Annotated in this window: 10 protein-coding genes; 7 read left to right on the top strand and 3 right to left on the bottom strand. The window is 40.2% G+C overall.

Translation table 11 applies throughout. The features are described 5' to 3' along the window. The first annotated feature begins 203 nt into the window (after positions 1 to 203). The 5 genes from BVH02_RS11275 to BVH02_RS11295 all read left to right on the top strand — a co-directional run bounded on the left by BVH02_RS11275 (position 204) and on the right by BVH02_RS11295 (position 10,122). On the top strand, positions 204 to 3,302 hold the full coding sequence (locus BVH02_RS11275; RefSeq protein ID WP_086501560.1) for a SusC/RagA family TonB-linked outer membrane protein: 3,099 nt from the start codon (positions 204 to 206) through the stop codon (positions 3,300 to 3,302). A gap of 18 nt (positions 3,303 to 3,320) precedes the next feature. Continuing rightward, positions 3,321 to 4,820 carry a RagB/SusD family nutrient uptake outer membrane protein gene (locus tag BVH02_RS11280; protein ID WP_191278327.1) on the top strand — a complete coding sequence of 500 codons (1,500 nt, stop codon included), beginning with the start codon at positions 3,321 to 3,323 and terminating at the stop codon, positions 4,818 to 4,820. 31 nt (positions 4,821 to 4,851) lie between these two features. Further along, positions 4,852 to 5,862, top strand: coding sequence for a ThuA domain-containing protein (locus BVH02_RS11285; RefSeq protein WP_086501561.1), 1,011 nt, complete (start codon positions 4,852 to 4,854; stop codon positions 5,860 to 5,862). A gap of 128 nt (positions 5,863 to 5,990) precedes the next feature. Beyond that, positions 5,991 to 6,842, top strand: a complete 852-nt coding sequence (locus BVH02_RS11290) for a sugar phosphate isomerase/epimerase family protein (RefSeq protein WP_086501562.1) — start codon at positions 5,991 to 5,993, stop codon at positions 6,840 to 6,842. Between the two features lie 130 nt (positions 6,843 to 6,972). Continuing rightward, positions 6,973 to 10,122 (top strand): PVC-type heme-binding CxxCH protein, encoded by a 3,150-nt coding sequence (locus BVH02_RS11295; protein ID WP_086501563.1) that lies wholly within the window; start codon positions 6,973 to 6,975, stop codon positions 10,120 to 10,122. A 172-nt stretch (positions 10,123 to 10,294) separates the two neighbouring features. Here BVH02_RS11295 and BVH02_RS21250 read toward each other — a convergent pair whose 3' ends face one another. Both BVH02_RS21250 and BVH02_RS11300 read right to left on the bottom strand, forming a co-directional pair. Next, positions 10,295 to 10,501: a hypothetical protein gene (locus BVH02_RS21250; protein WP_143244206.1), complete on the bottom strand. Its 207-nt coding sequence runs from the start codon at positions 10,499 to 10,501 to the stop codon at positions 10,295 to 10,297. Between the two features lie 57 nt (positions 10,502 to 10,558). Then, the gene (locus BVH02_RS11300; RefSeq protein ID WP_086501564.1) at positions 10,559 to 11,812 is read right to left on the bottom strand and encodes a DEAD/DEAH box helicase; all 1,254 of its coding nucleotides are present in this window, start codon (positions 11,810 to 11,812) and stop codon (positions 10,559 to 10,561) included. Between the two features lie 331 nt (positions 11,813 to 12,143). Here BVH02_RS11300 and BVH02_RS21905 point away from each other — a divergent pair, with 331 nt between their 5' ends. Further along, entirely contained in the window at positions 12,144 to 12,272 is a 129-nt protein-coding gene (locus tag BVH02_RS21905) for a hypothetical protein (protein ID WP_262481342.1), read from the top strand. 195 nt (positions 12,273 to 12,467) lie between these two features. Beyond that, positions 12,468 to 12,806 (top strand): HopJ type III effector protein, encoded by a 339-nt coding sequence (locus BVH02_RS11305; RefSeq protein ID WP_086501565.1) that lies wholly within the window; start codon positions 12,468 to 12,470, stop codon positions 12,804 to 12,806. Between the two features lie 157 nt (positions 12,807 to 12,963). Here the strand turns inward: BVH02_RS11305 and BVH02_RS11310 are convergent, their stop codons facing one another. Next, entirely contained in the window at positions 12,964 to 14,358 is a 1,395-nt protein-coding gene (locus BVH02_RS11310; protein ID WP_086501566.1) for a sulfatase family protein, read from the bottom strand. Position 14,359 lies beyond the last annotated feature (1 nt).

Below are 14,359 nucleotides of genomic sequence, written 5' to 3' on the forward strand. Positions count from 1 at the left end.
CTGAATAAAATCACCAAGAAACTATACTCACATAGGTTAAATCTATATTTAGCTATAGAAAACACTGGAACTCTTTAGGAGCTTGCCCCCATCAGCACAATTCTTTACATTGATGTTTTATTTTTAAATAAAATTTCAGGACTCCACAGGACAGTCCGGTTAGGGCAAAAGACCAAATTGTATAAACAATTAACCCTTAATAAATGCTAAAACATAAACAAAACTTGAGGAAGGCTCTAAAAATAGGTCTTCTTCTAACTTTATTTTCCTTTTGTGGATTTGCTTACGGGCAAACAACTTTTGTGAAAGGCAAAGTAACTGAAGAAGGTTCTCAGGAACCAGTCGCAGGTGCACTAGTAGTAGTAAAGGGCACACAGCGTGGCACTGTCACAGATGCAAATGGAGCTTTCAGTATCGAGGCGAAACAATCAGAAAGATTGGTAATCAGTTTTATTGGCTACATTTCAAAGGAAGCACTAATTGAAGATCTCTCTAGAGAATTAAACATTTCCCTAGAATTAGACGAAGCCGAGCTAGACGAAATAGTTGTAATCGGATACGGAACTCAAAGGAAGTCAGATTTGACTGGATCTGTGGGATCAGTCGGTGAAAAGGCATTACAAGACAGACCTTCTGCCTCTCTTACCCAAAATCTTTCGGGTAGAGTACAAGGAGTAAATGTGTCGGTCAATTCAGGGCGTCCCGGAGGCCGTGCAAATATTCGTATCAGAGGAAATACTTCGGTAAGTATTGCTAATGATCCGCTATATGTAATAGATGGTGTGATAATGCATTCTGCTGGCTTAGCAAATGGTAGCACTCCAATAGATTATATAAATCCAAACGACATAGCTTCTATCGAAGTACTAAAAGACGCTTCTGCTACAGCAATTTACGGAGCACGTGGCGCGAATGGTGTAATAATGATAAGTACCAAGCGCGGAAGTAAAACAGGTGGAACAATCACTTATGATGGAAACTTCAGTATTGGAGTTCTTCCTAAAAAGATCCCATTATTGAATTCAAGCGAGTTTTTGGCAACAGAAGATTTGGCCTATCAGAATGCACAAAAATATGATCCAAACGGTTGGGCAAACGGGATTTATAAAGATCCAAAACTAAAAAGAACAGATCCTAAACTTTTTGATTCAAATGGCAATCCACTTTACGATACAGATTGGCAAGATGAGTCATTCCAGCAAGCCTTCACCCAAAATCACCAGCTGAGTTTTACTGGAGGAAATCAAGATGATAGCTTTGGAGCGTATCTAGGCTATAGAGACGAAGATGGTTTGATGAAGGAATCATGGATGAAAAGATTTTCTGGCAGATTTGTATTTGACAGCAAAATTAAGGATTGGGTTAAAGTAGGTGGAGGCTTGAGCTATAATGACCAAAAAGAGAGTCAAGTTGATCCATTAGGTAACGGAGGTATTATAGCAATGCGTCAAGTTTTGGAAGCACTACCTATTATACCGGTAAGATATCCTGACGGAAACTGGGCAGGAAATGCTGATTATCCTGGAATGGAAGGTGGAAATAATCCGCTTCATGTAGCGAAGGAGCGAGTGTATCTTGTAAACACCCAAACCATGATAGGTAATATCTACGCAAACTTTTACTTGGCAAAAGGCCTTGAATTGAGATCAAACATCTCAACGAACATAGTAAATCAAAGGGTTGATTATTATGGCGGTAGAAACTTAAATTATATTGCTAAAAACCAAGGTGGCGATGCATCTGTATTTAACGACAGACTAAATTCATGGCAATTTGAAAACTATTTGACTTACATTAAAACTTTTAACGAAAACCATGCTATAAGTGCAATGGCAGGTCTTTCTTGGCAGCATGTAGACAGATTTAATACTACAGCAAGATCTCAAAATTTTCAAGATGATTATTTTCTGTTCAATAACTTGGGAGCTGGTGCAAATGCAATTCAACCACAATCAGGTAGTGTAGCTTATGGCCTTAACTCTTACTTCTCAAGATTGAACTACACTCTGAATGACAAGTATCTATTTACACTGACTGGTAGAGTTGACGGCTCATCCAAATTTGGTGAATCTAACCAATATGCATTTTTCCCTTCTGCGGCATTTGCATGGAGAGCTTCCGACGAAAATTTCCTGATGAACAGCTCTGTAGTTTCGAATTTGAAATTCAGATCAAGTTATGGAATGACGGGTAACTCTGAAATTACTGCCTATCAAGCTCTTGCGGGCATGGGTAACTACTCAGTGATTTTTAATAACCAAAGAGAAATAGGCCTTGGTATAAGCCGACTTGCAAATCCAGATCTTCGATGGGAAAAAACATCTCAAGTAGATATAGGAGCAGAACTTGGATTGTTCAATAATCGAGTATTGTTTGAGGTTGATTTGTATAGAAAACTCACGGAAGACATGTTATTAAGTGCTCCCGTTCCTTCCAGCAGTGGTTATACTGTCGTAAGCCAGAATGTCGGAAGTATGGAAAACAAAGGAATCGAAATCGGTCTAAACACAGTTAATTTTGAAAAAAATAATTTCTCATGGAATACGACCTTTAACTATTCATATAACAAAAATGTAGTAAAAGAACTTGCTGGAGGATCTGACATTTTCCTTGGTTCCACAATTGTGAGAAAAGGCGAGCCTGTTGGATCATTTTTTGGATTTGTTCATGAAGGAACTTGGAGCTCAAGTGAAGAATCAATCGCTGCATCATACAATAAACGTCCAGGAGATATCAAGTATAAAGATGTGAATGAAGATGGAGTAATAAATGATTCTGATAGAGTGGTTATTGGAAAAGGCATTCCTACTGGATTTGGTACGTTTGCAAACACATTTACTTTCAATAATTTCGAACTACTAGTTGATATACAATACACCTATGGCAATGATGTATTATTCAGAAGTAAGCACTCAGCAGAAGATAGAACAGGCATTGCTAATAGTTTCAAAACTGTCTTAAATGCATGGACTCCTGAAAACCAGAATACTAACATCGCACAAATCAGACCTCTAACTGCTGGATATAATACTAACAATGACTCAGATAGAGTTCAGGACGGGTCATTTATCAGAGGCAGAAACCTGATGCTATCGTACAATTTCATGCCACAGACACTTGAGAAAATCAGTGTGGCGAGAATGAGAGTTTACGCATCTGTACAGAATTTCTTCCTAGCTACTGACTACGCAGGATATGACCCTGAGGTATCCACTTCAGGAGCGGCATTTGATCAAGGTGTTGACTTATATGCTTATCCTAAGCCTAGAGTCTTTATGGTTGGTGTAAGTATCACATTGTAATATTTAATTAGCAGAACTATGAAACGTATAGAACTATATATAAAAAAAATAACTTTGGTTGCTTTGCTTATTTCAGCTGCCAGCTGTGCTGATTTTCTGGATGAGACTGATAATTCAAACTTCACCATTGAAAATTATTTCACTAAACCTGAACATGCGAAAAGCGCGGTAAACTCTATTTATCAAAGCTTACAACCAGTTATGTCTAGTGGATTTGGAGGAGGCCCTTGGATGATGGTAGAATTTGCAACAGGGCTTGCGGACACAGAGCTAGGACAAGCACAGAATAGCCTTTTTGTTAAAGATCTGGTGAACAACTCGGATAATGGATATGGACAAACTATCTGGACCACCTATTATAGAGGAATTGCTAATGCAAATATTGCGATAGCAAAAATTCCTGAAATAGTCATGGACGAAACTGCAAAGAAAAAGTTAATTGGAGAAGCAAAATTCTTAAGAGCTTACTACTACTTTAACCTCATACGAATATTCGGAAACATCCCATTGACATTAGAGCCTATCGACTTGACGTCTGCGGATTTATTCGCTCCTCCAGCTAATCCAGAAGTAGTATACAACCAAATCGTCTTGGATTTGAAAGATGCTGAAGAAGCAGGTCTTCCACTGAGAGAAACAACCGGCAGGGTGTCTTTAGGTGCTGTCAAATCCTTGTTGTCCTCAGTGTATTTGACAATGGGAGGTTATCCTCTTCAGAAAACAGAAAACTATGCACTTGCAGCAGCGAAGGCCAAGGAAGTCATAGATTCCGGTGAATTTTCCTTATTCCCAACATACGGTGACCTCCACATTCCAGCTAAGAAAAATTTGGGAGAAAATATATTCATGGCTCAATTCTCTGCATTTATTTTACCTTCTGATTGGCAGGTATCTATTATCCCATATAATAGAGGCATATCAAATTACAGTGCAGAAACTGGGGGAATATTTGCTAATCAGGACTTTATTGAATCTCACGAAGCAGGTGATAAAAGAACTGCTGAAAAAGAGTTCTATTACACTAGTTATTCCCTTCGTGCTGACAGAACTAAAACTCTGGAACTTGGTGATTACTATATCTACAAGCACTTTGATGTATTAGCTCAGACAAGTACTACGAGCAGTGGAATGAATTGGCCTATATTAAGATTTGCAGAAGTTCTATTGATTCATGCCGAAGCTTCAAACGAAGCAAGTGGACCAAACACCGACGCATACGCTTCTGTCAATCAAATCAGAAAACGAGCTGAATTGGCTCCTCTGAGTGGATTATCAAAAGAGAAATTAAGAGAGGCCATCTGGAGAGAAAAATTCTTCGAGCTTTCTTATGAAAATAAAACTTGGTTTGACATGGTAAGAATCCGAAAAGGGTTCAATGTAAAAACTCGTGAATTTGAGGAATACGTAGGTCACAAATTTGTCTATGGCCCAACCTTAAAAGAACGTGAATTACTCTTCCCAATTCCTACCGCTGAGATTAGAAACAACAAAAATCTTATCCAGAATTCAGGATATTAAGAAACACTCATAAGTCTACAACTTTATAATTATGAAAGGTATTATAAGAACTTTTATCATAACTCTTTTCATACTCTGTTTCAATGAAGGTTTTGCCCAAAACGGCAAAACCTTCTTGCAGTTTGAGGGGAAAGATGGTCCCGGGAAAGACAAGAATGTGGTGCTAATCTCAGGTGATGACGAATATAGATCTGAGGAATCTATGCCGATGTTGGCAAAAATTCTTTCAGAACAGTACGGTTTCAATACCACGGTAGTATTTGCTATCGAACCGGAAACAGGAAATATTGTCCCGAGTTACCAAAATAATATTGCAGGTTTGGAGCATTTAAAAAATGCTGATTTGGTCATAATGCTAATCCGCTTTCGGGATTTGCCATTGGATCAAATGAATCATCTGGATAACTATTTCAAATCTGGCAAACCATTTATTGCGCTGCGGACTTCTACGCATCCTTTTTCCATCAAAGACAAAAATTCTCCTTATGCCAAATGGACATGGGATAGCAAAGTCCCTGGCTGGGAAGGTGGCTTCGGTCAGCAGATCGTTGGCGAAACATGGATAGCGCATCATGGACATCACAAATTTGAGGGAACCAGAGTATTGATCGACGGAGTAGATCGTGATGCTGATCATCCAATTTTGCGTGGTGTAGATGATATCTGGGCGCCGACGGATGTGTATTCGATTAAGAATTTGACTCCTGATGCTAATGTACTTTTGTTCGGCCAGTCAACTGCTGGAATGACGAAAGAGTCGCCACTGATGTGGGACAAGTCAATTATGCCCGTCGCTTGGACTAAAAACTATTCACTGGATGGAGGGAAAAAAGGGAAGATGATGGGAAGTACCCTAGGTTCTTCAATTGATTTCGAGGTTGAAGACATGCGTCGCTTGGTGGTAAATTCTTCCTTTTGGTTACTTGATATGCCAGAGGTGATTACTCCTGATCTTTCTGTAGAGATAGTGGGAAGTTATGAACCGACGATGTTTGGTTTTAATAGTTTTAGGAAGGGGATGAAGGTTAGTGATTTTAAATAATAAAAAGTCAACTTAATTATTCTTTATTCAATATTCATCATTCATAGCTAAAATATCGAATGATGAATATCAGATTTTGAATGATAAATTTTTGAATGATTAAGCAAATATAATTGAGTGAAAAATTCATGAACAAAATAGGATTTAATGTGCTGGCATGGTCGGCTGAGATGTCGGAAGAGTTGTTACCAGTTCTCGATCGCTTGAAAAAGATCGGATATGACGGAGCAGAGTTTTTTATAGGAGGTTCACCCGAAGAATCCTTTAAACTGGTAGGCAAGCATTGCGCTGACATAGGATTGGAAGTGACAGCGGTGACCGTAATGGGGCCAGATCACAACCCTATTTCTCAAGATGCTAAAATCCGTGCAGCAGCGGGCGAACAACTTAAATGGGTAATCGATCGAGCATCGGATCTGAACGCACAAGTGCTTTGTGGCCCTTATCATTCAGGATTCACTGTTTTTGCATCGCGCGAACCAATAGAAGAGGAATACAACTGGTCAGCAGAATACCTGCATGCCATGGGTGATTACGCCCAGCAAGCTGGAGTATTATTGACGCCTGAAGCATTAAATAGATTCGAATGCTACCTCTGCAATACTATGGAACAGCTTTCCTATTTGCTTAAAAAAGTCGATCATCCAAATGTGCAGGCAATGTTTGATACACATCATGCGAATATTGAAGAGAAGAGTTTGTCTGAGTCTATCAAGTTCATTGCTCCTCAGCTAGGTCACTTCCATATCTCAGAAAATGATCGTGGAACTCCAGGTTCTGGCCATGTGAACTTTGACGAAACCTTCCAAGCCTTGGCTGATATCCAATACAAAGGCTGGTTGACCATAGAAGGCTTTACCAGAAACGATCCTGCTTTTGCTAATTCGATTGGCGTTTGGAGAAACTTCTCTGAGCCATGGAATATGGCAGAGAAGGGTTATGAGTTGATTCGAGAAAAACTTGCGAAGTATACAAAATAGACTAACCGTCTATTTAATAATTAAGCAGTACAATCAAAATAATCTTTGTACTTCTTCAAAAATAACATAACATCATTGTCCGAATACACACTATTTGGCTCAAAATTAAAAGTGTAACCTCTTATAAGCCATGCTTAAGAAATTCCCCAATCGAATCTTTATCCTACTTATTTTAGGATTTCTAACATTTCAATGCACTCAAAAAGAAACCATCGAGTTAAAACCAAACACAAGAATAGCTCTGATTGGTAACAACTTAGGATCCAGAATGATGGATTATGGGAGTTTTGAGACAGAAATGCAACTCAGAAATCCAGACAAGAATCTGTTTATTAGAAATATGGCTGATCCAGGTGACACTCCGGGCTTCAGACCAAGATCTTCTACTAATGATCCTTGGGCATTTCCAGGAGCTGCGGATTTCCAAGTAGAATTTGCTACACCTTCTGGAAGTATCGGTCATTTTGAAAAGCCTGATGAATGGCTGACTCGACTACAAACAGACGTCATCATTGCCTTCTTTGGATATAATGAGTCCTTTCAAGGTGTAGATGGGGTGGAAAACTTCAAAGCGGAATTGGATGCATTCATCAAACATAGCCTACGCCAAAAGTATCATGACACGCTTTCTCCAAAATTAGCGGTCGTCTCCCCTATCGCTTTTGAAGATTTGTCAGAAAAAATCGATTTGCCAAATGGTAAAATTGAAAATGAAAACTTGAATCTCTACATGATCGCAATGCGCGAAATTGCAGAGAATAACCAAGTGCTTTTTGTTGACGCATTTACTCCAAGCAAAGATTGGTATCTACAAACAGATGAAGATCTCACAATTGACGGCTCTCAACTAAACGAAGCTGGTTACAAAAAATTAGCTATTCTACTAGCAGATGAAATCTTTGGGAAGCAAAAAATTAAAAGTGAAGCCAATCGAGATTTGGTGCATGAGGCGGTGCAGGAAAAAAACTGGTTTTGGAGAAATGACTACAAAATTCCCAACGGCGTACACGTATTTGGAAGAAGATATGATCCATTTGGGCCAGATAACTATCCGTTTGAACTAGAGAAAATCCGTCAGATGACAGCTATAAGGGATACTGCTATCTGGATGGCTAATCAAGGAGAAGTAAAAGATCTAAAGCTTGCCGATGCAAAAACCAATACTCTTCCAGAAGTAGAGACAAATTACAATCCTGAGAAAAATGGTGACCTAAAATACTTATATGGCGAGGAAGCACTTGCTAAGTTAAAAGTAGCTCCAGGATATAAAATAGAGCTTTTTGCCTCAGAAGAAGAGTGGCCAAATCTAGCTAACCCAGTCCAACTTTCTTTTGACAATAAAGGCAGACTGTGGGTAGCAACTATGCCAAGTTATCCCCATTATAAACCTGGAGATTCTAGACCAGCCGACAAACTTCTGATCTACGAAGACACTGATAACGACGGCAAAGCGGACAAGGAAACTGTTTTTGCAGATGATTTGCACCTTCCTATCGGTTTTGAACTAGCAGAAGAGGGCGTCTATGTTTCTCAGGGAAACAACCTAATACTATTAATAGATGACAATAAGGATGACAAAGCTGACCGTAAGGAAATTCTATTAAGCGGTTTTGACGATCATGACACGCACCATGCTATTTCTGCTTTTACCACAGATGAATCAGGGGCAATTTATATGGCAGAGGGTGTGTTCTTACACACAAACGTAGAAACTTCTTACGGTCCTGTTCGTGCTACTAATGGCGGATTCTACAGATATACACCAAGCAGACATAAACTGGAGCGTGTAGCTCAGGTGAGTATTCCAAACCCATGGGGAATTGCCTTTGACGAATGGGGACAAAACTTCTACGCTGAAACCTCTGGCCCAAATGTGAATTACATGATGCCTGCCTCAGGACTTCCTCGTTACGGTAATGCGAATAATAAGGGAGCAAACTTGATTCAAAGAGATCAATTGGTACGTCCAACTTCTGGTCTGGAATTTATCTCAAGCAGACATTTTCCAGAAGACGTGCAGGGTGATATGATTATCAATAATACCATTGGATTCCTTGGGACTAAACAGCATCAAATGATTGACGAGGAGATCGGTTTTGCCACCAAATGGAGACAAGATCTTCTTTCTTCCACAGACAGGAATTTCCGTCCGGTAGATATGGAAATAGCTCCTGATGGTTCACTTTATGTGGTCGATTGGCACAATATCCTCATTGGTCACATGCAGCACAATGCTCGTGATCCACTTAGAGATCACCAGCATGGAAGAATCTACAGAATCACTTATCCTTCCAGACCGCTCGTTACGCCTGCCAAAATCGACGGTGCAAGTATTAATGCATTGTTAGATAATCTAAAACTGCCCGAATACAGATCACGCTATAGAACTCGTCGTGAACTGAGAGGTAGAGATAAAGCTGAAGTTTCAGCTGCAGTAGCTGATTGGGCTGGGAAGTTGGACAAAAATGATCCACAATACGAACACAATTTACTCGAAGCACTTTGGGTAACTTGGGGTGCCAACAATGTAAATAAGGACTTACTTGAGCAGGTCTTGAAAGCTAAAGATTACAGAGCAAGAGCAGCGGCAGTGCGGGTACTCCGCTATTCTGGGCATCAGGTATCCAATCAAAAAGAGTTGATGGTAGCCGCCATAACTGATGAAAATGGACGTGTGAGGATGGAAGCCATTACGGCTGCATCTTGGATGCCACGTGAACAAGGTCTTGAAGTCCTTGCTTCAGCGGAAGGCACCGAAATGGAAGAATGGATCACTCCAGCTTACCAGACGGCAGTAGCGCATTTATCAGGTTTATCCGTAAAAGAGAAAAAAGAGGAAGATATTAAGTCTTCCCTTACAGGTTCGGATAGAGAACTCTTTGTACTAGGTAAAGAAATATATGCTAGAGAAGGCTATTGTTCCACATGTCATCAGCCAGACGGGCAAGGTCTCACTGCGTCAGGATTCCCCCCTCTTGCAGGCACGCCTTGGGTCACCGGCGATAAAGACCGCTTGATCAAAATTGTCTTAAAAGGCGTTATGGGACCAATAACAGTAAATGGCAAAGATTATCCTGGCCAAGTTCCTATGACACCTTTTGAAGGGATGTTGGATGACTCTGAGATGGCAGCAGTACTTACTTATGTGAGAAATTCCTTTGGAAATCAAGCTTCAGCTATTTCTCCGGATATGGTAAAAAAGGTAAGAGAGGAGATCAAAGACATGAAAGGATTCTATCAGCCTGCTGATTTGCTGAAAGCTCATCCTATGGAAAAGTAATTAGTTATGGGTTGTTAGTTGTTAGTTGTTAGTTGTTGAAAATTTTGGGTTATAGGGATTGAGTTCCCTATGACCCAATTTTTTTGTCTATGAAAATTTACGGGAACAGGCTTTGCCTTATTTAAAAGTACTAGTAAGTCTTGTTTTTAGATGTTATGGAAGTAAAGAGAAATTAACAGCAAAATCTGCTGAGGAAAGAGATACCTACCCACATACCCAAACTAATCCGCAACCATTTTACTCTTATTTTTGCAATCATCGCATTCTCGTCTTGTATTAGGCTGTCAATGCTATTTCTATAGAAAAATCTACCTTCTGCCCACACCAATCCAAGAATTACAAAACCAAAAAGCCAACTATCGGAAGCGAATACGCTCACAGTAGTTGGCTTTTTTCAGTTCTGTTAAAGTTGTTCCTCGTTTTCGAAGAAATGCTATTACCTATTCGGCTTTCTTCCTCGGTTTTGGCTATTACCACCCTTACCAGGAGCTGAAGGTTTTCTTTGCTGATTTCGTTGATTGTTTTGCTTAGAAGCAGGTTTCACACCCGTAGGCTTATCCACCGGCTCATAACCCTCCATAATATCGGTGGGAATTCGCTGATCGATCAGTTTTTCTATCGCTCGCAAGTAATCAATTTCATCGGCGGCTACCAGTGAGATCGCCTCACCACTCGCTCCTGCCCTACCCGTACGACCGATTCGATGTACATAATCTTCAGGAATATTAGGTAGCTCAAAATTGATAACATGAGGAAGTAAAGGTATATCTAAGCCTCTTGCCGCGATATCAGTAGCGACAAGTACTCGTACTTTTCCATCTTTAAAGCCCGCCAACGCCTTCGTACGTGCCCCCTGACTCTTGTTTCCATGAATAGCTGCAGCAGTTACATCCGCCTTATTCATCTTTTCAGTCAGTCGATTTGCGCCATGTTTGGTTCGTGTGAAGACCAAAACCTGCTGCCATTTCCCTCCGGCAATCAGATCGATGATCATATCTGTCTTTTTAAGTTGATCAACTTTATAGGCTTTTTGAATAATTTTCTCAACCGTGGTATTTTCAGGAGTCGCTTCAACTAATACAGGATTATCTAAAAACCGATTAGCTAGATTTTTAATATCACTTGAAAAAGTAGCTGAGAAAAGCAGATTTTGTCTCCTATCTGGCACTAGCAAAAGGATCTTCTTAATGTCGTTGATAAAACCCATATCGAGCATACGATCTGCCTCATCGAGCACAAGTATCTCTACTTGCGACAAGGATAGCAGACGTTGGTTGATCAAATCAAGCAAACGTCCTGGCGTGGCAATTAGAATATCGACACCACGTCTTAAAGTACTTACTTGTGGGTTTTGATTGACGCCACCGAAGATCACCGTAGATCTAATGTCGAGATATTTGCCGTAGGACTCCACATTCTCGAGGATTTGCGCTGCTAGTTCTCGTGTGGGAGTTAGTACCAAAGCTCTAACTGGGCGGTTATTTCTACTAGGATTCTGCGCCAATAGTTGGAGGATCGGCAAAGTAAATCCAGCTGTTTTACCTGTGCCTGTTTGTGCCGAAGCGAGCACATCTCGTCCCTTGAGGATGAGCGGAATAGCTTTGATTTGAATAGGAGATGGCTCTGTATAGCCTTTTTTTGCTACTGCTCGCAGTAGAGGGTCTGATAGACCAAGATCTTTGAATGACATATATTATTTTAACCAAATGACTGTCTTTTGGAAAAAAGTGTCATTTCTGTTTCGTAACACAAAAATACCAAGAATAATTGCGGAAAGTGCTGTAAATCGAACATTAGCTCAGAATAAGGCTATCATCGTCTATCCTTTTCGCTAATATTCGTAGCTAATTATCCTTTGATGAATAGATTTGAAAATCATTAACTATTAGTATTCCAGCTAGTTATATGGTTGATATACTGCCGGTTGAATCTAATGAACGAAGGATTTAAGGAACACTTAGAAGAAATAGGATCATCAGTGAAGGACTTAGTTGGCGCATCTACTCTTATTTATGTGAAAAATGCCTTTGGCAATCCAATCCTCACCTTTTTCTCCTGATATGGTAAAAAAGGTGCAAGATGACATCAAAGGAATGAAAGGCTTTTATCAGCCAGTTGATTTGCTGAAAGCGCATCTGATGGAGAAATAGTTTTTAGTAAGCAGTCTCAGTTTTCTGTGAATAAAATCTGGGTTAAAAGGAGAGCGCTCCTGTTGACCCAATTGTTTTTATGAGTATCCTTTTACCTCTATCTAAATATTCAAAAATGAGGGCTAGGGGAATTTTTCAATGACACATGGTAAACTGATGAATGTGACTAAACCCTGAATTGACTAATTTCACCCCATGAACCTATTAGAAAAACTCAACACTACCCCAGAAATAATCGACTTCTCTGATGTGATCGAATTCATCGATGCAAACTTCAACTTCACTCCTACCCGTTTCACCAACGGCGACACAGTAAACGAAGCCGGACAAAACAACGGCAGTTGCAAGATCTTTTCCTTTGCAAGCCTGCAAAACCTTACGCAAGACCAGACACTAGCACTTTTTGGAGATTATTACCGAACAGACGTACTGGCAAATCCCGAAGGAACGGATCATCAAAATATTAGGAACTTTATGCAAACTGGCTGGGAAGGAATCCTATTTGAAGGAGAGGCCTTGCGTCCCAAGAATTAAAAATTTGGATCTCTAAATTAGTGTAGAGAGCCATCCCTATTCAGAAAACAGATTATAAATTTATATTTTTCATCACATAAAAATGCCCAGAATAAGTTTTGTACTTATTCTGGGCATTTCACATTATCGACAAGCTTAACTTATGATTTTCACATCTTCAATCCACTTTATCTCCAACCAACTTTGCTACTTTTTCTTCAAACCTAAACCTCATTTCACTCAGCACATCAGCGTATTTCTTTTTACCTGCAAGGTTTTTCTTTTCCAAAGGATCTTTTTTTAGATTATATAATTCCTCGTGAACCAAATCCGCTTGATATCTAAAATACTTCCATTCTGGAGTTCTAAGACCTTCGCTGGCAGGAATAATATTAACCTTCCAAAGATGCTCAGCAATAAATTCCTGACGGGACGCTGCCGGATCTTCCCCCTTCACATAGCTGGCTAGGCTTTTTCCTTGCCATAGAGCTGGAGCTGATACTCCTGCAAACTCAAGTATGGTCGGTGCGATATCGATGTTCAGCGCAAAGTCAGCCACATCCCTATGCAAAGGATTTCTTGGATCATAAATGATCATTGGCACGCGTAGAGAATTATCATACATCAACCATTTTCCAGCTAGTTGGCGCTCACCATAGAAATAGCCATTGTCGCCCATGAAAATAATCACCGTATTTTCAGCTAGTCCTTTTTCCTCCAGAAGCGCCCTGATCTTGCCGATCTGAATATCCACTTCTGAGATCATGCGATAATAACCTTTCATACTTTGCTGATAATGATCCGGCGTGTCATATCTCCAAAACCAGCGTGTACGGCTTTCACTGTTTTGCACATAGTCCGGTTGCGCATCGAAGTATTTTTTCTGGCCCAAAACAGGCCCGGGAATCTTCACATTCTGGTACAAGCCATCAACCGCTTCCGTCCAGAAAAATTGATCTTTTGCCGGATCATGCGCATGTGGAGCACTGAAAGCCAGTGACAGCAGGAAAGGCTGATCTTCGGGTGCATTCTTGATAAACTCCTGCGCTTGGTAAGCGGTATATTCAGTCAAATGAGTTGAATCTCCATTAATAGTTTTGTAGAAATAACCACGTCGATCAGCATACTTCACATCTCGATCGTAATCATCGGCCTCATCAAAAAGCGATTTGAACCCAGGATATTTAATCCCAAACTTCCCAAAAAAACCTGTGTGATATCCAGCTTTTTTCATTTGTAGCGGATAGGACTCTGAGGCATAGGAATCATTCAGCGTCTGTCCAAAGGTGTAACCATGCGTACGCTCATAGAGTCCGGTCAGAATACTTGCTCTACTCGCTGCGCAAATCGGGGTAGTCACAAAAGCATTTTTGAAGTAAACTCCTTCAGTTGCCAACTTGTCCATTTCGGGCGTTTGAATAATATCATTCCCAGCATAGCCCAGTGCATCCCAGCGCTGGTCATCAGTAAGAATGAAGATGATATTCGGTTTTTTCTGCTGCGCAAAAGCAGTAGAATTCACGAGGAGGAAAAGGCAAAAAAGCAGTTTGGGTAATGAGTGGTTATTCTTCATA

It is taken from the genome of Algoriphagus ratkowskyi (assembly GCF_002150505.1).
GTDB lineage: Bacteria > Bacteroidota > Bacteroidia > Cytophagales > Cyclobacteriaceae > Algoriphagus > Algoriphagus ratkowskyi.